General features: G+C 62.4%; 24 protein-coding genes. 11 read left to right on the top strand and 13 right to left on the bottom strand.

Features of this window, described 5'->3' with window-relative positions; all coding sequences use genetic code 11:
* Positions 1-42 precede the first annotated feature (42 nt).
* Together LPJGGPFB_RS06845 and LPJGGPFB_RS06840 are read left to right on the top strand one after the other, a co-directional pair.
* Positions 43-1,605 carry a helicase HerA-like C-terminal domain-containing protein gene (locus tag LPJGGPFB_RS06845; RefSeq protein WP_173419305.1) on the top strand — a complete coding sequence of 521 codons (1,563 nt, stop codon included), beginning with the start codon at positions 43-45 and terminating at the stop codon, positions 1,603-1,605.
* Between the two features lie 89 nt (positions 1,606-1,694).
* Entirely contained in the window at positions 1,695-1,907 is a 213-nt protein-coding gene (locus LPJGGPFB_RS06840) for an alkylphosphonate utilization protein (protein ID WP_025426258.1), read from the top strand.
* Between the two features lie 116 nt (positions 1,908-2,023).
* Here LPJGGPFB_RS06840 and LPJGGPFB_RS06835 read toward each other — a convergent pair whose 3' ends face one another.
* Positions 2,024-2,446, bottom strand: coding sequence for an organic hydroperoxide resistance protein (locus tag LPJGGPFB_RS06835; RefSeq protein ID WP_043610962.1), 423 nt, complete (start codon positions 2,444-2,446; stop codon positions 2,024-2,026).
* A gap of 117 nt (positions 2,447-2,563) precedes the next feature.
* Between LPJGGPFB_RS06835 and LPJGGPFB_RS06830 the strand changes: the two genes are divergently transcribed.
* On the top strand, positions 2,564-3,040 hold the full coding sequence (locus LPJGGPFB_RS06830) for a MarR family winged helix-turn-helix transcriptional regulator (protein ID WP_173419304.1): 477 nt from the start codon (positions 2,564-2,566) through the stop codon (positions 3,038-3,040).
* A 148-nt stretch (positions 3,041-3,188) separates the two neighbouring features.
* On the opposite strand, the gene LPJGGPFB_RS06825 is transcribed toward LPJGGPFB_RS06830, so the two are convergent.
* The 4 genes from LPJGGPFB_RS06825 to LPJGGPFB_RS06810 all read right to left on the bottom strand — a co-directional run bounded on the left by LPJGGPFB_RS06825 (position 3,189) and on the right by LPJGGPFB_RS06810 (position 8,557).
* Complete coding sequence (locus tag LPJGGPFB_RS06825; RefSeq protein ID WP_173419303.1) at positions 3,189-3,977, bottom strand: L,D-transpeptidase family protein; 789 nt, start codon at positions 3,975-3,977, stop codon at positions 3,189-3,191.
* Positions 3,978-4,158: 181 nt separating this feature from the next.
* Positions 4,159-6,492 carry a putative bifunctional diguanylate cyclase/phosphodiesterase gene (locus LPJGGPFB_RS06820; RefSeq protein WP_173419302.1) on the bottom strand — a complete coding sequence of 778 codons (2,334 nt, stop codon included), beginning with the start codon at positions 6,490-6,492 and terminating at the stop codon, positions 4,159-4,161.
* Between the two features lie 164 nt (positions 6,493-6,656).
* The gene (locus LPJGGPFB_RS06815) at positions 6,657-8,033 is read right to left on the bottom strand and encodes a PepSY-associated TM helix domain-containing protein (protein ID WP_173419301.1); all 1,377 of its coding nucleotides are present in this window, start codon (positions 8,031-8,033) and stop codon (positions 6,657-6,659) included.
* Between the two features lie 158 nt (positions 8,034-8,191).
* Positions 8,192-8,557, bottom strand: a complete 366-nt coding sequence (locus LPJGGPFB_RS06810; RefSeq protein ID WP_173419300.1) for a hypothetical protein — start codon at positions 8,555-8,557, stop codon at positions 8,192-8,194.
* Positions 8,558-8,765: 208 nt separating this feature from the next.
* On the opposite strand from LPJGGPFB_RS06810, the gene LPJGGPFB_RS06805 reads away from it, so the two are divergent.
* On the top strand, positions 8,766-9,425 hold the full coding sequence (locus LPJGGPFB_RS06805; RefSeq protein WP_173419299.1) for a glutathione S-transferase family protein: 660 nt from the start codon (positions 8,766-8,768) through the stop codon (positions 9,423-9,425).
* A 36-nt stretch (positions 9,426-9,461) separates the two neighbouring features.
* Here the strand turns inward: LPJGGPFB_RS06805 and LPJGGPFB_RS06800 are convergent, their stop codons facing one another.
* Entirely contained in the window at positions 9,462-10,403 is a 942-nt protein-coding gene (locus LPJGGPFB_RS06800) for a LysR substrate-binding domain-containing protein (protein WP_173419298.1), read from the bottom strand.
* Between the two features lie 90 nt (positions 10,404-10,493).
* On the opposite strand from LPJGGPFB_RS06800, the gene LPJGGPFB_RS06795 reads away from it, so the two are divergent.
* Entirely contained in the window at positions 10,494-10,703 is a 210-nt protein-coding gene (locus LPJGGPFB_RS06795; protein WP_173419297.1) for a hypothetical protein, read from the top strand.
* Complete coding sequence (locus tag LPJGGPFB_RS06790; RefSeq protein WP_234902775.1) at positions 10,700-11,086, top strand: MmcQ/YjbR family DNA-binding protein; 387 nt, start codon at positions 10,700-10,702, stop codon at positions 11,084-11,086. The genes LPJGGPFB_RS06795 and LPJGGPFB_RS06790 overlap by 4 nt, the downstream gene beginning before the upstream one ends.
* A 38-nt stretch (positions 11,087-11,124) precedes the next feature.
* On the opposite strand, the gene LPJGGPFB_RS06785 is transcribed toward LPJGGPFB_RS06790, so the two are convergent.
* Together LPJGGPFB_RS06785 and LPJGGPFB_RS06780 are read right to left on the bottom strand one after the other, a co-directional pair.
* The gene (locus LPJGGPFB_RS06785) at positions 11,125-11,655 is read right to left on the bottom strand and encodes a GrpB family protein (RefSeq protein ID WP_173419296.1); all 531 of its coding nucleotides are present in this window, start codon (positions 11,653-11,655) and stop codon (positions 11,125-11,127) included.
* 113 nt (positions 11,656-11,768) lie between these two features.
* Complete coding sequence (locus LPJGGPFB_RS06780) at positions 11,769-12,347, bottom strand: dihydrofolate reductase family protein (protein ID WP_173419295.1); 579 nt, start codon at positions 12,345-12,347, stop codon at positions 11,769-11,771.
* A 252-nt stretch (positions 12,348-12,599) separates the two neighbouring features.
* Between LPJGGPFB_RS06780 and LPJGGPFB_RS06770 the strand changes: the two genes are divergently transcribed.
* The gene (locus LPJGGPFB_RS06770; protein WP_173419293.1) at positions 12,600-13,526 is read left to right on the top strand and encodes a bestrophin family protein; all 927 of its coding nucleotides are present in this window, start codon (positions 12,600-12,602) and stop codon (positions 13,524-13,526) included.
* 510 nt (positions 13,527-14,036) lie between these two features.
* Here LPJGGPFB_RS06770 and LPJGGPFB_RS06765 read toward each other — a convergent pair.
* On the bottom strand, positions 14,037-14,657 hold the full coding sequence (locus LPJGGPFB_RS06765; RefSeq protein WP_173419292.1) for a glutathione S-transferase N-terminal domain-containing protein: 621 nt from the start codon (positions 14,655-14,657) through the stop codon (positions 14,037-14,039).
* Positions 14,658-14,796: 139 nt separating this feature from the next.
* On the opposite strand from LPJGGPFB_RS06765, the gene LPJGGPFB_RS06760 reads away from it, so the two are divergent.
* A complete protein-coding gene (locus tag LPJGGPFB_RS06760) occupies positions 14,797-15,528 on the top strand; it encodes a DUF4198 domain-containing protein (protein WP_173419291.1) in 732 nt (243 codons plus the stop codon).
* Positions 15,529-15,643: 115 nt separating this feature from the next.
* Here LPJGGPFB_RS06760 and LPJGGPFB_RS06755 read toward each other — a convergent pair whose 3' ends face one another.
* Positions 15,644-16,015, bottom strand: coding sequence for a DUF4406 domain-containing protein (locus LPJGGPFB_RS06755; protein WP_173419290.1), 372 nt, complete (start codon positions 16,013-16,015; stop codon positions 15,644-15,646).
* 94 nt (positions 16,016-16,109) lie between these two features.
* Here LPJGGPFB_RS06755 and LPJGGPFB_RS06750 point away from each other — a divergent pair, with 94 nt between their 5' ends.
* Positions 16,110-16,862: a DeoR/GlpR family DNA-binding transcription regulator gene (locus tag LPJGGPFB_RS06750; protein WP_173419289.1), complete on the top strand. Its 753-nt coding sequence runs from the start codon at positions 16,110-16,112 to the stop codon at positions 16,860-16,862.
* A gap of 82 nt (positions 16,863-16,944) precedes the next feature.
* On the opposite strand, the gene LPJGGPFB_RS06745 is transcribed toward LPJGGPFB_RS06750, so the two are convergent.
* A complete protein-coding gene (locus LPJGGPFB_RS06745; protein ID WP_173419288.1) occupies positions 16,945-17,952 on the bottom strand; it encodes an asparaginase in 1,008 nt (335 codons plus the stop codon).
* A gap of 72 nt (positions 17,953-18,024) precedes the next feature.
* Between LPJGGPFB_RS06745 and LPJGGPFB_RS06740 the strand changes: the two genes are divergently transcribed.
* Together LPJGGPFB_RS06740 and LPJGGPFB_RS33570 are read left to right on the top strand one after the other, a co-directional pair.
* Positions 18,025-18,762 carry a DUF3750 domain-containing protein gene (locus LPJGGPFB_RS06740; RefSeq protein WP_173419287.1) on the top strand — a complete coding sequence of 246 codons (738 nt, stop codon included), beginning with the start codon at positions 18,025-18,027 and terminating at the stop codon, positions 18,760-18,762.
* Positions 18,763-18,902: 140 nt separating this feature from the next.
* On the top strand, positions 18,903-19,109 hold the full coding sequence (locus tag LPJGGPFB_RS33570) for an NUDIX domain-containing protein (protein ID WP_345790983.1): 207 nt from the start codon (positions 18,903-18,905) through the stop codon (positions 19,107-19,109).
* Between the two features lie 348 nt (positions 19,110-19,457).
* Here the strand turns inward: LPJGGPFB_RS33570 and LPJGGPFB_RS06730 are convergent, their stop codons facing one another.
* Both LPJGGPFB_RS06730 and LPJGGPFB_RS06725 read right to left on the bottom strand, forming a co-directional pair.
* Positions 19,458-20,459: an NAD(P)H-quinone oxidoreductase gene (locus LPJGGPFB_RS06730; protein WP_173419286.1), complete on the bottom strand. Its 1,002-nt coding sequence runs from the start codon at positions 20,457-20,459 to the stop codon at positions 19,458-19,460.
* A 31-nt stretch (positions 20,460-20,490) separates the two neighbouring features.
* Positions 20,491-21,345 carry an alpha/beta fold hydrolase gene (locus LPJGGPFB_RS06725; RefSeq protein ID WP_345790982.1) on the bottom strand — a complete coding sequence of 285 codons (855 nt, stop codon included), beginning with the start codon at positions 21,343-21,345 and terminating at the stop codon, positions 20,491-20,493.
* Positions 21,346-21,347 lie beyond the last annotated feature (2 nt).

Raw genomic sequence — 21,347 nt, 5'->3', positions numbered from 1 at the left:
CGAACCGCCCGCTTTCATTGATGAAACGGAGATGAAGCCCACATGGTGGAAGAAGGCAAGCTCTTTATCGGCGCCAGCCGCAAGCCGGACGATACGATCAACAAAGGCGAATACCTCGAGCTGAAATTCGGCAACCGCCACGGGCTCATCACCGGCGCAACCGGCACCGGCAAGACCATCACGCTGCAGATCCTGGCCGAAGGCTTTTCGAATGCCGGCGTTCCGGTGTTCTGCGCCGACGTCAAGGGCGACCTTTCGGGCATCGGCGCGATCGGCGAGCCGAAGGATTTCATCACAAAGCGCGCCGAACAGATCGGCCTGCCGACGAACCCCTACGACTTCCAGGAGTTCCCGGTCATTTTCTGGGATCTCTACGGCGAAAAAGGCCACCGTGTCCGCACCACCATGTCGGAAATGGGCCCGCTCCTCTTGTCGCGCTTGATGAACGCGACCGATGCACAGGAAGGCGTCCTCAACATCGCCTTCAAGATCGCCGACCAGGGTGGCCTGCCGTTGCTCGACCTGAAGGACCTGCAGGCGCTGCTCAACTACATGGGCGAGAACGCCACCCAGCTTTCCAACCAGTACGGCTTCATCTCCAAGGCCTCGGTCGGCTCGATCCAGCGCGAACTCCTGATCCTCGAACAGCAGGGCGCCGAGCATTTCTTCGGCGAACCGGCGCTGAAGATCACCGACATCATGCGCACGACCAATGACGGGCGCGGCGCGATCTCGGTGCTTGCCGCCGACAAACTGATGATGAACCCGCGCCTCTACGCGACCTTCCTGCTCTGGCTCTTGTCCGAGCTGTTCGAGGAACTTCCCGAAGTCGGCGACCCCGAGAAGCCGAAGCTGGTGTTCTTCTTCGACGAGGCGCATCTTTTGTTCAACGATGCGCCGAAGGTGCTGACGGAACGCGTCGAACAGGTCGTGCGCCTCATCCGCTCCAAGGGTGTGGGCGTCTACTTCGTCACGCAGAACCCGCTCGACGTGCCGGAAACGATCCTGGGCCAGCTCGGCAACCGGGTCCAACATGCGCTGCGCGCCTATACCCCACGCGACCAGAAGGCGGTGAAGACCGCCGCCGACACCTTCCGCCCCAACCCGGAGTTCGACTGCGCCACCGTCATCACCAATCTCGGCACCGGCGAGGCACTGGTCTCGACGCTCGAGGGCAAGGGTGCCCCGTCAATGGTCGAACGTACGCTGGTGCGCCCGCCACAATCGCGCGTCGGCCCGCTGACGGCGGAGGAGCGTCAGAAAGTCATGGATGTCAGCCCGGTCCGCGGCCAGTACGACGAAGATTTCGACCGGGAATCGGCCTACGAAATGCTAACGGCACGGGCGAAGAAGGCGGCGGAAGCGCAGCAGCAGGCCGAGCAGGAGCCGGTGGAAGCCAATACCGGCGGCAGCCGCTGGACACTTCCGGGCTTCGGCGACGATGAGCCGGCGGCGCCGGCCGGAAAGCAGGCCCGCCCGAAGTCTTCCGGATACCAGCGCGAGACCGTGGTGGAGGCCGCGATGAAATCCGTTGCCCGCACGGTTGCGACGCAGGTTGGCCGCGCCCTGGTCCGCGGCATTCTCGGCAGCCTGAGCAGACGCTAACCCGGTCGGCCAAGACGATACGAAGGACGAATTCCGCGCGCCCTGGTCCACCGGATCAGGGCGTGCCCGCATCTTGAAAGGAGCATCCCATGGACGTGAAAGATTCGAACGGCGCCATCCTCAATGACGGCGACAACGTCACCCTGATCAAGGATCTGAAGGTCAAGGGCACCTCGACCACGCTGAAGCGCGGCACGGTGGTCAAGGGCATCCGGCTCACCGACAATCCCGACGAAGTCGAGTGCCGGGTCGAAAAGATCAAGGGACTGGTGCTGCGTACCGAATTCCTGAAAAAGGCCTGATACTGCCGCAGGCATGTTCGGGAAACGGCGCGCGCTCCCTCCCCGTCATTGAAAAACAGCAAAGCCCGGCGGGAACCAACCCGCCGGGCTTTGTTACTTCCGGATGGGAGCAGGTCTCAGGCGACCGTCAGCTTGACGTCGATATTGCCCTTGGTCGCGTGGCTGTAGGGGCAAACGATATGTGCCTTCTGGACGAGGTCTTCGAGCACCGCCTTGTCGACGCCCGGCGACGAGATTTCGAGTGCAGCGTCGATACCGAAACCGGTGCCATCTTCGCGCGGGCCGATGCCGACCGTGCCCGTCACGGTGGTATCTTCGGGAAGCTTTACCTTCTCCTTGCCAGCGACGAACTTGAGCGCGCCGAGGAAGCAGGCGGAATAGCCGGCGGCAAAAAGCTGCTCAGGGTTGGTGCCGCGGGCGCCGTCGCCGCCCAGTTCCTTCGGCACGGTCAGCGTGACGTCGAGAACGCCATCAGCGCTCTTGGCCTGGCCGGCGCGGCCACCAGTTGCGGATGCTGTGGTACGATAGAGAATGGGCATTGGCGGGGTCTCCTGTGCGGTTTCAATGTCGATGGAGAACGTGTATCGCAAAATTAAATTGTACGCAAATTAATTTTGCAAATTGCATTTTCGACCCAAATTTGCGACAATACGGGAATGACGACGAAAGCGGCACCATTCGAAGCGATCCCCGACGAAGCGCTGACGCTCGGCAAACAGCTCTGTTTTGCCGTCTATTCTGCCGCCCACGCCTTCACGCGCGCGTACAAACCGCTGCTCGATCGTTTCGGCCTCACCTACCCGCAATATCTCGTGCTGCTGGCGCTCTGGCAACAGGACGGGATGACGGTCAAGCGGATCGGCGAGGAGATCGGGCTGGATTCGGGAACACTGTCCCCTCTCCTCAAACGGCTGGAGGCGGCAGGGTATGTCGCTCGCCTACGGGATCCTGGCGACGAACGGCAGGTGATCGTCAGCCTGACCGACAAGGGCCGTGAGCTCAAGACGGAGGCCTTCGGTATTCTGGCGGATATCGGCAAGGCATCGGGTTGCAGCCTGGAGGAAGCCGGAGAGATTCGGGAATCCCTGCACCAGTTGGCCCGACGGCTCTCGTCCAGCGAGAGCGAAAACTGATCGCCGTCGTTGCGGAGCGGCCCACCACCTGAATTCAGGCCTTGAGTAGCGTGCAGATCATGAGGCTCAGTCTGCGTGCGTCACAGCAAACCGGGATGCCGCAGATCGGGCATCCGAATTATTTTGACGCGCGGTACGCAATAGCGGATCAGACGACGAGGATCGGCGCCTTGCCGCGCACGCGATCGTAGAGATCCATGACATCCTGGTTGAGCATGCGCACGCAGCCGGACGACACGGCTTTGCCGATTGACTTCCATTCGGGCGAGCCGTGCACGCGATAAAGCGTATCCTGCCCATTCTGGAAGATGTAGAGCGCGCGGGCACCCAGCGGGTTGTTGACCCCCGGCGCCATGCCGCCGTTGCCGGCGGAAAATTTCGCCAGTTGCGGCTGACGGGCGATCATCGAATCGGGCGGCGTCCAACGGGGCCACTTTGCCTTCCACTGGATGACGCCACGACCATTCCAGGCAAAGCCCTCGCGACCGAGACCGACACCGTAGCGCAGCGCGCTGCCACCCGGCTGGATCAGATAGAGGAACCGGTCGCCGGTATCGACGACAATGGTGCCCGGGCGCTCGCCAAAGGGATCGCTGACTTCCTGCCGATAAAACCGCGCGTCGATCTGGCGGTAGGGCACGGCCGGGATCTGATAACCGCCATCGTCGACCGCAGCATAGATGTCGCCATAATAGGCGCTCTGGGGCGGCAGACCGGTCGGCTGCGGGCCTTCACCGATCGGGCCTTCCAGAATGCCCTCGGCACGCGGATCGACCCAACGCCCCTCAAGAGCAGGATTGCGGAACACCGGCGCGGTTTCCTGACGGAAACGGTCGGTGTTCATCGAGGACGTACAGCTTGCAAGACCTGCAGAAGCAAGCGCGATGCCTGATGTGCGGAGGAACTGGCGGCGGGAAAAAATGACTGAAGAGGACATCGAACTCTGAAAGGCTTGAGTGCGGCGACGAACTGGAGTGCTGCACGAAATTGATTAACGAAACGATTCGCGCAGACCCGCCCAATGTAAGAATGCTGGCATCTACGGCTGGAACGAGGCTTGTGTCAGCAAACGTCGGATCACGTTTCCGATGGCAACACGGCGCGTGCAACGGCGCGGATCAAGGAGCATCTGCTGTCATGGCGGGCTGGCGCAACAGCGCCTCGAAGTCGGCGGATGCGAGCGGGCGGCTGAAGAAATAGCCCTGGATCTCGTCGCAACCGCTGTGGCGCAGGAAATCTACCTGCGCCTGGGTCTCGACCCCTTCGGCAATAACCCTGAGGCCGAGATTTTGCGCCAGCGATATGATCGCCGCCGTAATGGCTTTGTCGTCGACATCGGCTGGAATGTCCTCGACGAAGGAACGATCGATCTTCAGGCGACGCACGGGAAACCGTTTCAACGCGCTAAGGCTTGAATATCCGGTGCCGAAATCGTCGATCGCCAGATGCACGCCGATTGCCTCCAGCTCATGCATCGTCGCCAATGCACCCGGCACGTCCTGCATGATCAGGCTCTCCGTCAGTTCCAACTCCAGGAACCGCGGATCGAGGCCGATCTCGGCGAGAACGGCAGCGACATGCGCCGCCCAGTTTCGCTCGCGGAACTGTCGTGCGGAGACGTTGACGCTGACGATCAGCAACGGCAGCCCGTCGTCATGCCAGGCCTTGCATTGACGGCAAGCGGCGCGCAGCACCCAATCGCCGATCGGCACGATCAGCCCGGTCTCCTCCGCCAGCGGAATGAAATCGCCCGGCGAAATCATGCCGCGCTCGGGATGCCGCCAGCGAAGCAGCGCTTCGGCGGCAAAGACCCGACCGGTCTCGAGATTTACCTGCGGCTGGAAATGCAGCAGAAACTCGTCCTGGGCGATCGCCTGGCGCAGCTCCGCCTGCTTCAGCAGTTTTTCGTGGGCCTTGTCTGCCATCTCCTCGGTAAAGACCTGCAGATTGTTACGGCCGAGCTCCTTCGCCCGATACATCGCCATATCGGCGTTGGCGAGCAACTCGCCGACAGTCTTTCCCTGGTTGGGAAAACAGGCGACGCCCATGCTGCAGGAGACCTGCAGCCCGCGGCCGTTGATCTGCATGGGAGCAGCGATTGCGGCCCGGATATCTTCAAGGCGTGCAAGCACGACATCCCGCTCGCAGGGCAGGCCATTCAGAAGAAGGATGAACTCGTCGCCACCGACCCGCACGACCATGTCAGACTTGCGCACCGATGCGCGCATGCGCGTGGCAGTCACCTTGAGCAGTTCGTCGCCCGCCGCATGGCCGAGCGTGTCGTTGACGAGCTTGAAGTTGTCGAGGTCGAGGAAGGCAAGCACCGCCCACTGCCCCGTCCCACGCAGCGCTTCAAGCGCTTCGGCGACCTGCTCTTCGAACAGCGCCCGGTTGGGCAAGCCGGTCAGCGCGTCGTGGTGCGCCATGAAGCTGATGCGGTCTTCAGCCTGCTTGCGCTCGATCGCAATGCCCGCCAGGTGGGCGGCCATGGCGATCAGTTCCTTCTGCTGCTCGTCTGGAACGCACACGGCCTCGGAGTACAGCGCAAAGGTGCCGAGCACCTTTCGCTCGCGAGAATGGATCGGCGTCGACCAGCAGGCCCGGAATTCGTAGGGTCGGACGATCTCGCGATAATCCTCCCAGAGGGGATCTTCGAAGATATCGGCGACGATCACCTGTTCGCCGCGCCAAGCGGCGGTGCCACAGGAACCCGCCTTTGGGCCGATTTCCACGCCGTGAATCATGCCGCAATAGGTTTCGTCGAGATTCGGGGCCGCACCGTGAAGCAGACGGTGACCATCAGGCGACAGCATCAGGATCGAACCGCGAATGCGAGGGATAAGCGCCTCGATCAGCAAGATCAGTTCGCGGAAAAATTCGTCGAGCGGCCGGCCATTGGCGATCATCTCCAGCAGGTGCGCCTGACCTTCGAGCAAGCGTTCCGCCGCCTTTCGGTCGGAGATGTCGCGCGATACGCCGACGATGCCGACGATCTTGCCGCTCTTGTTGCGCAACGGCACCTTGGAGGTCATCAGCCAGCGATCGCGGCCCTTGGTGACCATCGCACGCTCTTCAATCCCAAAGATTGGCTCGCCCGTTTCGATCACCCGGCGTTCCACCTCGGCGATGGCCATGGCCAAATGCTGCGGATGCAGATCGAAATCGGTCTTGCCGATGATATCGCGAAGCGATTCCAAGCCGTTGTCGGCGACAGTCACCTGGTTGGCAATGAGGAAACGGCCGTCGGTATCCTTGGCGTAGATGTAATCCGGTACATGGTTGATGATGGTTTCCAGCCAATAGTGCCGGTCGGCAATATCGGGGTCGGCGGGAAAGATCCGGCTCATTTCTTCGGCCAAACGCGTGCTCGCGTCAATCAGGCGACGCGTATTCTCGTTGCCGCCCGCATTGAGGGCAGCGTAACGCGGATTGCGGGAGGTGTTCTTCGCCAAGTAAGGCCTCCGGAAGCAGTGTCGAGATCGTCCGTCTTCCCCAACCCACGATAGGCGGCCAAAGGTTAGCCTTCCCTAAATAACACAAGAAAAAACGTGCGGAGGTTGCATCTGGCACTAGCATAGCCGGAAAGATGGGGCGGCGCGAGCCGCCCCACGCCAAATCAGGACAGGACCCTGCGCATTGGCGCAAACAGCATCAGTGCCTGGTCCACGACGATCATCACGACGATCGCGATACCGGTCAGCGGAAAAGCGAGCCCGAACAGCAGCGCCATCAGCCACAATCCCGCGTAGATGCTACGGCGCGGCGGCATCGGCGGCACGCCGATGCGTCCGGCTGGGCGTCGCTTCCACCACATGACGACCGCCGAAACCGATACGAATATGATCGCAAGGCAGGTCGTGAGCATCAGCAGTTGGTTGAACAGCCCCCATTCCTGCCCCTTGTGGACGTTGATGCCCCACTCGATCGCCTTGCCGAGCGGCGGGTACTGGCCAAAGGCGATATCGACCAGCGGCTTGCCGGAGTACTGATCGATATGGATCGTGCGTTCGCGCGAAAGGTCGGCCGGAAAGATGGCTGCGGTATAGACGCCGGCCTCGTCGCCGGGAATGGCCAGTTCATAACCGGGCAGCATGCCGGCCTCATCGGCAATCGCCACGGCCCTGTCGATCCCGATGGAAGGGACCGAAGCGCCATCCGTGGTCGACAGGGGCACCGGCGCGTTTTCCACCAGCCAGCCGGCCTTGGAAAGCACGTCGGTCGACACCTTGGTGGAAGTCGGAACGTCGTCCCAGAGTTGGGCGGGGTAGCCGAGGCCGGCCGCCGTCAGCTTGCCATTGACCGTCGACCCCCAATAGCCGGACCAGAGAAGGCCGGAGAAGGCGAGAAAGACGATCAAAAGCGCCGAGGCGATGCCGGTGACCGCATGCAGGTCGCGCCAGAACACGCGTCGCGCCGGCGTGCCGCGAACGGTGATCACGCCACCGGTCTGCTGCCGCGGCCACCAGAGATAGACGCCTGTAAAGACGAGCAGGATCGCAAAGCCGGCGACGATTTCAATGATGATTTCGACGCGCTTGCCGAAAAAATCCAGGCTGTGCAGGTTCTCGACCACCCGGTTGAACTCGTCGCTCGGGGCGACCATGTCAAGAATGTCGGCGGTATAAGGATCGACGTAGACCATCATCCTGCCGGCGCCAACACCCACGGTCACGCGTGCAGACCGGTCGGCGCCACCAGGCGTGCGATAGGCGACCGCAGCACTGCCCGGCACTGCCTCGACAGCGTTGGCAACGATCACCGAGGGCTGCAGCGGCGCCTCCCCGACCGGAACGATATTGCGGTAGGCAAACAGCGTATCATCGATCTCGTCGTTGAAGAGGTAGAGCCCGCCGGTGACGGCAAGGCTGATCATGAACGGAATAACCAGAAGGCCGGCGAAGAAGTGCCAGCGCCAGATGGCGCGATAGAGCGAAATGCCGCGCTCGGCGACATCAGGCAGTCGCGCGGAGCCGGAAAGAGATGCGGTCGTCATGGGTGTCCCCCGGGTAAGGGCCGGCATGAAGAGCCAGCGACTTGCCCCTTGCTTGAAGTGTGGATGTAGTGGCTGAGCCGGCTCCGGAAGCGACCAGGCCCACCGAGATGCTCTCGGCGTCGGTGTCGCTGCCTTCCGCTCACCCCTTCAGGCGCAGATCAGGCGAGGAATTGTGGAGGCGCGCGCGGTCCGAGGCCAGCCAAAAGCACCGGTCGGGCGAGCAGAAGCTCGGCCGCCAGCGAGGAGCGCACAAAGATTCCGGAAGAGAACCTGCCCTGAAATGCCTGTGGCGTCGGCAGGGCCACGGGGGCGGCAAGGCAGCAGGATTGGCACGCATGGCTGCTGGTGCGGCCCTTGCCATCTTGCGCAGCATGACCGGTCAGGCAGAGGTCGGCAAACGATCCGTCCGGCAGCACATAGGCTGCCATCTCCGGCATGACCGGCATGGAAGCGCCCGCCGGCGGCTGGGCCAGGACGGAAAAGACGAGGATCAGCGCGCACAGGATGCGTGCTGGCAGATCCATCTTTACCCATTCTCGCCGCTGTCGCGTCAATCAAGCCCCCGATCGTTGTTGGGATTGCTAGAGCGCAAAGGCTTGAAAGACAAGCGGCCAAGGCGCCGCACCGATCGTTTCATCAAAAGATTTCATGGCGGATATCAACGCCTGCGGCTTCTTGTGCGGCCCGTGTTTGCCTAAGACGGAGGAGGAAAAACGGAGGAGGAAACCGGACATGCTGACGATCTATGGCGTCTATCGCTCGCGCGCATCGCGCAATTACTGGATGGCGGGAGAGCTGGGCATTCCCTTCAAGTCTGTTCCCGTGAAGCAGTCCTATCGGCTGGCCGATCCGCTGGCGGACGACGCGCCCATCAACACCAAATCGGCAAGCTTCCTTGCCGTCAACCCGATGGGCCTGATCCCGGCGATCGAAGACGATGGCCTTGTTCTGACGGAATCCCTTGCCAACAATCTCTATCTCGCCCGCAAGTATGGCGGACCGCTTGCACCAGCCGACATCAGAGAAGAAGGTCTGATGGGCAACTGGACGATGTGGGCGGCGACCGAAGTCGAGCCGCACGCCGTGCGCATCATTCTCACCCACGACGCCGGCACCGAAAACAATGATGAAGGCAGGGCCAAGATCGCGACCGCGGTCGCGGCATTGGGCAGGGCCTTCGCCTTTCTCGAAAGCCATCTCGAAGGTCGCGACCATATCGTTGGAGACCGCTTCACCGTTGCCGACCTCAACGTGGCGGAGGTCTTCCGCTACGCCATGAGCCAGGCGGACCTGTTCGACCGTCACACGAAGGTCACGGCGTGGCTTGCGCGCTGCCAGTCGCGCCCGGCCTTCAAGGCGATGATGGAGGTTCGGTCGACGGAAGCCGCGTAGGCTTACGGCATCGACCATCACGCCCTTGAAGCGACACTAATCTCTCGGCGTCGCGGGCTTGAAACGGCTACGTGGCGCCTTGAGGTCGAGCAGTCGCATGCCCTCTTCGACCTCGTCGCGAACCCAACGCTTGAAGGCGGTCGTGGCCTTGCTCTCGCGCCTCGAAGGCGAGCTGACGAAATAGTGGCCGTAACCGGTTCTGGCGCGGATGCCGAAGGGAACGACGAGGCTGCCTTCGGTCACGGCGAAACCGGCAAGCGTCTGCCAGGCGAGCATGACCCCCTGCCCGGCGATCGCCGCATCGAGGACCAGCGAGGCCTCGTTGAAGGTATGACGCACCCCCAGTTCGGCACCGGAAAGCCCGACCTCGCGCAGCCAGACCTCCCAGGAGAACATCGAATGGCCGTCGATGACGGCCGGGATCTTTAGAATATCTGCAGGCTCGCGCAGGTTCTCCGCCATCGCCGGCGAGCAAACCGGGAAGACTTCCTGCTCCAGCAACAATTCCGATTTGACCCCGGGCCAGCGCCCCTCACCGACGCGTATGCCGACATCGACATCGGACGTATCGAGATTGACCAGCCTCGTGGTCGCGTCGATGCGCAGCCTGATATCAGGATGGCGCTCGGCGAAACGGTTGAGCCGGTAGACCAGCCAGCGTGCGGCGAAGACTGGAGCAACGGAAATCGTCAACACCGATTCATCCCGCCGTCGCGCCAGGGCAACAGCCTCGGCGAGCTCGCCGAAGGCACTGCTCAGCCGCGCCAGCAACAGCCGGCCGAAATCCGTGGGGACCAGCCCGCGCGGCGTGCGCTCGAACAGGATGCGTCCGAGCTGCGCCTCGGTCTTGGCGATCTGCTGGCTGACGGCCCCCGCGGTCACCGCCAATTCCTCGGCGGCAGCCGCCAGCGAGCCAAGCCGACCGGCCGCTTCGACCGCGCGCAAGCCGTTCAGATGAATGGCATTCAGTTCCTTCATATAGTTTTTCTAAATCGCCCTCTCGGCAATCTCAATTGAAACTTTGGCCAAACAGGCGGATGCTCGGAAACATCGAAAGGATGGTCCGCCATGCTGAAGATTTTCTCCTTGTTGAAACCGACTCGATTTTTGACCGATACCCGCCAGGACGCCTTGCTCTCCTGGGCGCGCGATCCGTTGCGACATCCCGATCTCGAACGCATGGACGGGCGCGAACTCGGCGACCTGCCTTTTCCCGGGTGGCCGTGGCCGAAGGCGGCGGAGTGCAACTGCGATTGCGCGCCGACAGGTGGTCGATGAGCCACCGACCCGCCGCGCACGACGGCATGCCAGTCGCTGACCTCGACGGACCGTTTGCCCGCGTCGTGAAGCTCGCCGAACGCACCGGCCTGCCGGAGGTGTCGCTCGGGACCTCCTATGGCACCCCGGCTCTGCTGGTGAAGGGCAAGAGTTTTGTGCGCATGAAGGATGCCGAAACCCTCGTGGTGATGTGCGCGCTCGAGGAAAAGGAAATGCTGCTCGAACTCGATCCCGCCCTCTTCTTCGAAACCGATCACTACAAGGGATGGCCGGCGATGCTGGTGCACCTTCAAGCGATTGACGACGCCAGCCTGACCCAGAGGCTGATCGCCGCCTGGCGGGAAAAAGCACCGCGCAAACTGTCAGCCGACTTTTCCGCATAGCTCAGGCTTGCGACGGGCAGCACCAACCGCCTTGCCCCTCAAGCGCGGCGCCACGCCAAGGCTTGTGCCTCGATCGACTTGATCCAGGCGTCCTTGCAATCGCTATAGGCGTGGGAATCCTCGGGGTGAAGATCCCGGCACCGGGCCTTCTCGCGATCATAGGCGGCAGCGATCTGCGGATGACTGCGCAGATAGTCACGGAAGGCGAGATGGCGCTCGATCTCCGGCGAACCGTCTTCATAGCAATGCAGTTGAACGAGCCGGCGTCCAGTCGCCGGGTCGCTCTTGGTGCAATAGCGGCGACCGGGCAGCCCAAGCTCGCCCCACCATTCGTAGCCATGCGCCTCGATTTCACGGCGGCCGTCGTCGAGCGCCTGCAGATCGGTGACAACAGGAACCAGGTCGAGGACCGGTTTTGCGCGGATCGTCGGAATGGCCGTAGAGCCAATGTGATGCATGGCCACCAGACACGAGCCGATGATCGCCGCAAAGAGATCACCTTCCAGAGCCGCGCTCTCCACCCATCGCGGATCATGCGGCAACAACTCGACCTTGATAGGCGGGGGCAAATCGACACCTCGTCGCATCAGACACTGCAGATCAGCCCCGCTGTTAATCGAGAAATGACGCCCACGCTACATCGCAGAAACACTTGCCCCGTCGAGACGACCGGCGCGAACGGTCACTTGCCGACGCTGTAGACGAGGCTGACCGTTCCGTCGGAACGCGACTTCGCTTCGTTGAGCTGCAGACGATGCCGCTGCGCGACCGTTGCAAACAGTGCCTTGCCCTCCCCCACGACCAACGGATGGATCGTCAGGCGCAATTCATCGATCGTGCCCCGGTCGAGCAGGCCGGACACCGTCCGTGCGCCACCGACGATATAGATCGTCTTGCCGGGCTTGCGCCGCAAGACATCGATCTCGCCCGCGTCGCGCAGCACCGTCGTGTTCGCCCAACGCACGCCGTCGAGCGTATTGGACAGCACATAGTGCGGCGTGTTCAGGGCAAAATCGGCATATTCGATCTCCTCCGAAGTTGGGAGGTTGCCGCTCAGTTCGAGCGGGCTGTGCGGGTCTGCCTTGATCGCGCTCCAATAGTGCTCGTAGCCCTCGTACATGCCGCTTCCGAGCACGCAGGCATCGATTTCGGGCAACAGATCAAACGTATCCGACCAGGAATCCACCCAGTCTGCATAACCATCGGGACCATCGATCATGCCATCGATGGTCATTTGCATGCCGGCAACAACCTTGCGCATTTCGGCCTCCTCTTCGTTCCTCTCATCAAGGACGGGTGGAGTGGTCGACTGCCGACACGGCGCTTCAACGTTTTTCAGGAGGCCGACGCGACAGCACAGAGGCCGATGAAGGCCGCGGCAGACGAACCACTCGTTCAAGTCGTGCAGCTTCGGCAAGGAGCCGTTCCGAGCACAGAGCGACATCGCGCTCTCTTCCAATTTTTGCGTGCCGGCTATACCGATGCTCAATCCTTGCCGCACAGGTGCCCGACAATGATCGTTCGCGACCGCCCAAGCCTTCTCAAGCTCTTCTTCATCCTGCGCGGTTCGGTCATCCAGCGGATCTTCCCGCAGGTCCTGTTCGTCTTTGCGCTCTCTGCCGGCGTCGTCTGGTCGCACCAGGCCTTTCCGGCCATGGTGCCGAGCGTCAACAGCGGACCGTTCGCGCTGCTCGGTATCGCCCTTTCGGTGTTTCTCGGCTTTCGCAACAATGCTTGCTACGACCGCTGGTGGGAGGCCCGCAAGGATTGGGGGCAGCTGATTTTCGTCTCCCGCGATCTTGCCCGCCAGACGCTGGTCCTCGGTGCAGATGGAACAGTCGGCGAAAACAACGCCCGCACACGCCTGCTCAATCTGGCGATCGCCTTTGCACAGACGCTGGTCTGCCACCTGCGTCCGGGCAGTCACCCCGACAAGCCGCTGAAAAGGCTGCCGGCAGATCTGCTGCCAGCCTACAAGGCCAGTCGAAACGCCCCCGACCTGCTGCTGCGCGAAATCGGCGCTATTCTAGCGGAGCTGCGCGCCACTGACAGGATCAGTGATATTCAGCTCATGATGCTGGACAGCACGGTCGGGCGCATGTCGGCGATGCTTGCCGCCTGCGAACGCATTCGCAACACGCCGGTTCCCTTCGGCTACACGTTGCTTCTGCACCGCACCGCCTATCTCTTCTGCTTCCTGCTGCCCTTCGGCTTTGCCGACGCACTCGGATGGGCGACGCCGTTCGTCACCGCGCTCGTCGCCTACACCTTCTTTGGCCTCGACGCGCTTGGCGACGAACTGGAGGAGCCGTTCGGTACACTGCCGAACGACCTGCCGATCGTGGCGCTTGCCGACACGATCGAGATCAATCTGCGCGAAGCGCTGGGTGAAACCGATCTGCCCGAACTGCCGAAACCGAAGGATTACATGTTGATGTAGTCGGGTGATGTCCTAGGCCGCATACCCATAAACTGAAAAAAGATTGGTCGGATGCGATTGGCCCTAAGTTACCGAGTTCCAATCGTCCTGTTGCTTTAACCAGGGCTCACCAACCGAGGCGCGCGTTGCTGACCATCCCGGAGGAAGGCTGGCTATCTCATCAAGGTCAGGGTGACCATCTACGACCTCTGACATTGCGACCACGAGCGCCTTCGCCATGTTGCCCGGCGCCCCGTCGGTAAATCCCCACGAATGGTCATCTTTATAGTGCGTTGCGACGAGAACTGGCCGCCCCTCCATGACCGAACGACAGGTAACGCAGGCAGCGTTCGGTGCTTGATCAAACTTCCAACTCATGGCCTATCCTATCCCGCCCACTTCTGTTTCAGGCTCCTCATGAATCGTCCGCGCCATTATCGACGATAAGATCAGCTATGAAGAGTTCGTCGCCTGGGCGGACGAACCCCCGCTCGACCTGCCCGAGAGACTTGCTGGACGCTCGCCCCGTACCTAGTCTTTCAGGACCGTGAGAACCCGGGCAACCGCCGGCCGCTGCGTCATGCGGTTGCGGTGATCGAGAACTTTCGGAAACCGCGCCGGGTCGACGCCATCCGGCTCGAGCCAGCCGGCGATGGTGAAGAGATAGGGGTCGGCGATCGAGTAGGTTTCGCCGGCGACGAAGGGGCCGGCAAGCATAGTGGTCTCTATCAGCTGAAAGCAATCCGTCATGTTGGAGGCAACCTTGGCTCTCATCGCCTCGTGCGCCGTCGGGTCATCCGCCCAGCGCGCACCGCGGCGGCCGTGGGCATGGGCGACATGCACGGTCGAGCAGAGGTAGCTGAGGAAGGACTGGATCCGCGCAAATTCGAAGGCATCGTCAAGCGGTGCGAGCTTCGCCTGCGGAACGCTCTGGGCAATGTAGGTCAGGATCGCCGGGGTCTCGGTAATCGTGCCGCGATTGGTGACCAGTGCCGGGACGCGTCCTTTCGGGTTGACCGCGAGATAGTCGGGCTTGGTCTGTTCCGCCTTGGAAAAATCGACCGGAACGGCACTGTAGTCGATGCCGGTCTCTTCGAGCGCTATGTGCGAGGCCAGCGAACAGGTTCCCGGGGTGTAGAACAATTTCAGCACGTTACTCTCCTTGCCATTCGGTGCGACCATCACGCCGTCTTTCTTGCCGCAGAAGAAATGAAGTCGCGACGGTTGACAAGCCAAATCCAACTTCAATAGAACGTTGTTGTTACGTTATAACATATTTTCGGAGTTGCTCATGAAGACCTTCATTTCCTCCCTGCTTGCCGCCGGCCTGCTGGCCACCGCCGCCACGCCGGCATTTGCACATGGCGCCTGGATCGGCGAGCGCTGGGGTGATCTTGCCGTGATCTACGGCCACGGGCCCGCCGACGAAGCCTATGATCCGGCAAAAGTGAAGTCCGTTTCCGCGCTCGGCGAGGACGGCAAGGCCCTGCCTGTCACCATCGAGGCGGCCGGAACCCATGCGCTCCTGAAGCTTGACGGCGAACCGGCCCTGCTCGCGCTTGAATTCGACAACGGCTACTGGAGCGAAGGTGCGGACGGCAAATGGGTCAACAAGCCGAAAAGCGAAGTTCCTGGCGCCAAGCAGGCCAGCCACTCGGTGAAATACAGCATCGCGCTCGTGCATGTGCATGGCGACATGCCGGCCTTCCCGGCCCAACCGCTGCAGATCGTGCCGCTCGACAATCCGATCGGACTGAAGCCGGGCGAAAAATTTCGCGTCCGCTTGCTGCTTGACGGCAAGCCGCTCGAAGGCAAGGAAATCACCATCGATTACGCCGGACTACCGGAACTCCTTTCCGAAAAAACGGACGCGAAGGGCGAAGCCGAAGTGACGCTGCGCAATGCCGGCGTCAACATTCTCGCCGTCAGCCACGCCATTCCGCTCGACGGCGACACCGCCGCCGACAAAAAGGGATTGACGGCAACGCTGACCTTCGTCGCCGAACCGCACGTGCACGAATAGCCACGCCTTCCCGCATATCGGAACGTGCGTGGCCAAGCCGTTGAGAGGCGCGCTTGCAACTTGCGTCCCGGCAACTGAAGCCCCGGTGGAACATGCCCACCGGGGCCGTCTTCACTCAGGCGACACGGGCCTCACCGCAGCCGGGTACATCCTGCAGACTGTAGTAGACCGGAATGCCGCGCTCGCGGGCAATGCGCACATCGTTGTCCGCGCCCTTGCTGTCGCCCGGAAGGCGCAGCACGGCATCGCAGAGCGCCAGCAGCCGTCCTGCGACGGGATGGAAGATCTCTTCGTAAAGGTCGTCGCCGATCCTGGCACCACCCGCCGCATGCCAGACCGGCAGCGCCACCCATTCGCCGATCATCGGCACATGGCCGGCCCTGAACAGGGCATGGGACGGCTCCTCCAATCGCTTCAAATTCTCCGCCATCTTGGCCGGGTCATCACCGGTGCCCGAGCGATAGGGACCTGCAATCAGGATCAACATGATTTCTTCCTCATTTTTGCACGATATATCCAGATAATTCTGGAATATTCGTGATAATTCGTGCAATATCGTGAAGAGTCAAGGAGCGAAATGAATGCTGACGACACAGAGACGAGCGCTGATTTCGGCGCGGCTGAACCGCGACGGGGAGATCGTCGCCAAGCGCCTGGCAGACGAGCTGCAGCTTTCCGAAGATACAATCCGCCGCGACCTGCGGGAGATGGCGGCCGAAGGGCTGCTGCAGCGGGTGCATGGCGGCGCGTTGCCGCTCGTCCCTGCCCTGCCGGATTTTGCCGCGCGACAGGAGATTGCCGGCGACGTCAAGCGCCGGCTCGGGCGCAGGGCGGCTGGGCTTGTCACACCGGGACAAACGATCTTTCTCGACGGCGGCACCAGCAACGCCGAAATCGCTCGGGCGCTTCCGCGTGAAATGCGGCTGACGATCGTCACCCACAGCCCGACGATCGCGGCCGAACTCGAACGGCACGAGGCGGAGGTGATCCTGATCGGCGGCAGGCTCTACAAACACTCAATGGTGGCGACAGGTGCAGCCGCGGTCGCAACGATTGCCGCTATCCGCGTCGACATGTTCTTCCTGGGCGTCACCGCGATCCATCCGGTGCACGGGTTCTCGACCGGCGACTATGAAGAGGCAGCGGTCAAGCGCGCGATCCTCGCACAGGCGGCGGAGACCTTCGTCGTGGCCACCGCCGAAAAATTCGGCGCGGCTTCACCTCATCACGTCGCCAATGTGGAAGACATTGCCGGGCTGATCGTGCCGGAAGGCATGAATGAGGATGCCCTCAAGCCCTATCGCGACAAGGGCGTGACGCTGCTGCCCGCCTGAGGGCGGAGCACGATTGGCTGCGCAACGTCTGCAAGAACGCGCGGGCCGTTTCCTTGCCCGCGCGCTTCCAAGCCTGTGAATCTCAGGCGGCGAAGGCGTCCGTCACCCTGACGTCGCCGACCGCGATGCCGTTCCAGTTCTTCATGGTGTGGTTGGCCTGCGCCATCAGCGCGGCCTGAACTTCAGGCTCGTCCTGGAAGAAGCGGGCAAGCGTCGCAGTGACCATCGCCTCGGCAGCGCGGGTGGCGCCGTCCTCGCATTTGACGGCGATGGCAATGCCCATCTCCGGAATTGCGGCGCAGAACACGCCTTCGGCACCGGTCTTGGCGAAGATCCGGCCGGGCGCCGTTTCCATCAGCCGCGTGCAGCCGCGCTTGGTGCCGGCAACGTAGAATGGCTCGGCCATGCAGGCCTCGATCAGCCGCTTCGATGCGCGGGCGCGCTCGGGCGCGAGGCCGACGCCGGTCGCCATCTTGGCAAAACCATGTGCAAGGCCCTTCAGCGGAACCGCATAGGTCGGGATCGAGCAGCCGTCGACGCCGCAATTGTCGCGGCCGAGGACGGCGCCTGTAAGGCTTTCCATGGCGCCGCGGATTTCCTGCTGCAGCGGGTGATCATAGCCGACATACCCTTTCACCTCGGTGCCGGAATGGCAGCAGGCGCAGACGAAGCCGGAATGTTTGCCGGAGCAATTGTTGTGAAGCGCACTCGGCGCCTCCATGGAGCGCGCCTGGCCGATCAGCGTCTTCTGGTCGGACGACCAGTGAGCGCCGCATTCGAGCGCCGAGACGTCGCGGCCGGCGGCAGCCAGCATTTTTGCGGCCAACGCCACATGCTCCGGCTCGCCCGAATGGGAGGAGCAGGCAAGCGCCAGTTCCTTGTTGCCGAAGCCGTAGGCATCGGCCGCGCCGCTTTCCATCAGTGGCAGCGCCTGCATCGCCTTGCAGGCTGACCGCGGGAACACGCCGGCGTCGGTATCCCCCAGCGAAAAGATCGTCCGGCCATCACCGTCGACAGCAATAACCAGACCGCGGTGGCGGCTTTCGACCAGATTGCCGCGGGTGACTTCGACGAGAACGGGATTCGACATGCCTTGCCCTCAAATTTCCTAGATTGGTGCATGCATTTAGCAGGAATCGAACAACAGGAAACCGGGGCTTTCATGAAATTCGTCCGCAGGCTCGTTGCCGCCTTTCTGGTGATCTATCTCTTGCCGGCGCTCGCCTCGGCCGGATGGTGGTACATGAAGGAGCGCCCGCAGAGCTGGCGAGACGCCGACTGGTCGTCGGCAGGCATCCTGCCGACGCCCGCACAAAGCCCGGATGCGGCAGTCTATATCTTCTCCGCCGCCACGGGCGGCCTCAAAGGAGCCGTCGCCAGCCACGCCTGGATCGTCACCAAGGAACAGGGTGCTCAGGCCTATGACCGCTACGACAAGGTCGGCTGGGGCAAGCCGATCCGCAGGAACGCCTATCCGGCGGATGCCCGCTGGTACTCGAACGAGCCACGGCTGGTTGCGACCGCAAGCGGTGCCGAGGCCCACAGACTGATCCCCAAGATCGAAGCGGCGATCGCTGCCTACCCCTATTCGTCGGCCGGCGGCTACCGGATCTGGCCGGGGCCGAATTCCAACACCTTCGTTGCCCATGTGCTGCGTTCGGTACCGGAGCTCAATGCGGTGCTGCCGCCGGATGCTGTCGGTCGAGATTACCTGCCGGAGGGAAAACTGTTCCAGATCGACGCCGATGGGCGCGACCTGCATGCAACGCTCTATGGCCTTGCGGGTATTTCGGCGGGCATGCGCAGCGGCCTGGAGCTGCATTTCTTCGGCCTCGTCGCCGGTCTCGACATTGCCAGACCCGGGATCAAGATCCCGGCACTCGGGCGTTTCGGCATCTGACGGCACTCATTCCCTGGGATATCAGACCGGAACGCAGTCGAGGATCTCGATGGGCAATTGCATGGTCCCGCCGCCATTGCGACAAGGACTTCCCAAGGTATGAAATTCCGATCAGAACCTTTGCCGTCTGTGCCGTCATCGTGCGCGAAGCGGGTGACGCCCACCAGATTCTCCTTTTGCGCCGCAACGGATCCCTGGCGGGCAAAGGGTGCCAGATCGCCGGCGCGATCGAGGCGGGCGAAACCGCCTGGCAGGCGGCACTGCGCGAGGTCGAGGAGGAGGTGGAGACCGGGTTGCGACGAAGCTGTTCGAATGGTGCCCTTTTCCGGGCAACGGAAGGTGCTTAGGCACATTCAAGAGGAATTCGTCGACCGCGAACCGAGTGCCTGGCTGCAGATCCGTGACGCGGTAGCCGCCAACGGCTGAGGGCGTTCACGGACGCGGTGGCCAAAAATGGAAAAGGGCCGCGCGAGGCGACCCTTTCCATGAGTTTTGGCCAAGTGGCTGGCCCGGGTTTGGGACCCGAAGGAAGGCGGGGATCAGGTCGAAGATTGCCTCGACGTGTTCACCTCTCCCATGCCTGTCACGACGACCGAAATCTCATTAGACATTGGATCACCTTCCTTTCTGTTCGTTACCGATAGTTCCAAGGTAGGTGATTTTCGCGGGATTGCAAGGTCGACGAAGGTCGTACGTCAGCGCATCATCATGACGATCTTGCCGATATGATCGCCCTCTTCCATCATGCGGTGCCCATCTACCACCTTTTCGAACGGCAGCACCGCGTGGATGACGGGCGCCACCTTTCCCGCTTCCAGCAACGGCCAGGCAGATGCCAGCAGCCCGTCGCGGATCGCCTGTTTCTCCAACGCCGTGCGTGGGCGGAGTGCCGAACCCATGACGTGCAGCCGCTTCGTCAGGATCGGGGCGATGTTGGCCGCCTCGACCTTGGCACCGCCGAGAAAAGCGATGATCGAGAGGCGGCCGTCCTTGGCAAGCGAAGCGATGTTGCGATCGAAGTAGCGGCCGCCGACCATATCGAGGATAACGTCGACGCCCCGGCCGCCGGTTTCCTCAAGCACCATCGCCTTGAAGTCCTCGTCGCGATAATTGATCGCCCGTTTCGCGCCGAGCGCCTCGCAGGCGCGGCACTTCTCGGTGCTGCCGGCAGTGACGAAGACCTCTGCGCCAAGGGCTTTTGCCAGCTGGATCGCTGTGGTGCCGATGCCGCTCGAGCCGCCGTGGATGAGGATGGTTTCCCCGGCTTTCAGGCCGGCCATATCGAAGACATTGGCCCAGACGGTGAAGAAGGTTTCCGGCAATGCCGCCGCCTTCACCGCGTCATACCCTTTCGGCCAGGCAAGCGCCTGGGTTGCCGGCACCGCGGCGTATTCGGCATAACCACCGCCATTGGCGAGCGCGCAAACCTTGTCGCCGATGGAAAAACCTTGTGCGCCTTCGCCGAGCGCCACCACTTCACCGGCGACCTCCAGCCCGAGAATGGGGCTTGCGCCGGGCGGCGGCGGGTAATCGCCTTTGCGCTGCAACACATCGGGCCGGTTGATGCCCGCGGCCTCGACCCGCAGAAGAATGTCGCCCGGCTTGAGCGTCGGCAACGGTCCCGTCTTCAGCTGCATATTCTCCGGACCACCGGGGGACGGAAGATCGACGAAGGTCATTTCAGACGGAATCGGCATGGCGCAACCTTTCAAGTTTCACGCGCCATACCTAGCGCCGCGCATGCGTCGCGGAAAGGTCCGATGTCGATCCGGGCCAGCCGCCTTCGTCGCCGAGAAACGAAAGGACCAGCGCCGCGACCTCGGCCGGGTTTTCCCAATGCGGGTTGTGGCCGTGGCCTTCGAGCGTGATCGAGCGGACAGAGGCGAAGGTTTCTGCAAGAACTTGCCGATGGCCGACGTCAAAAAGCGGATCCTGTGCTCCCGCGATGCACAGCACCGGCGCCCTGACCTGCGCCGCACGCGACGTAAGGTCCGTCTCTGCGAGCGCATCCAGGAGCGTACGCCAAGTGCTTGTCGGGATGGCTGCTGCTTCGCGGCGCAGATACATCAGGAACGCCGTGTCGACCGGCTGGCTGCAGGCATGCCAGCGATCGAAGAAGGCGTCGTCGGCGCCAAGCGGGTCCTTGAGGGCACGTATCGCTCGGGCGACATCCGTCCTTGGGCCGAAGTCCGGTTTGAGGCTCCCCGAGAGTAGGACGACTGCGCGGACCGCCTGCCGTCGACGGGCGGCAATTTCGACAGCAACCATCGCGCCCATGGAATGGCCGACAAGCGCATATTCGGGAACGGCCAGCCGATCGACCAGACGATCGACATCGCTGGCGAGTTCGGCAACCGACAGCCCTTCCGTGGGCATCGAGCCACCGTGCCCGCCAAGGTCCGGAATGATCAGGCGATATCCGTCCAAGGATGGAGCGGTCAGCGAAAAACTGCGGCTGGTATCGGAATAACCGTGTAACAGAAGGAGTGCCGGCCCCCGCCCGTGATCGACATAGGCGAACTGCCTGCCTCCGGGCAGTTCCATCCGCCGCTTGGCGGTCACCCACGACTGCTGGTCAATCACGC

It is taken from the genome of Ensifer adhaerens (assembly GCF_013283195.1).
Classification (GTDB): domain Bacteria; phylum Pseudomonadota; class Alphaproteobacteria; order Rhizobiales; family Rhizobiaceae; genus Ensifer; species Ensifer adhaerens_G.
This window is presented reverse-complemented; position numbering and strand designations above follow the sequence as displayed.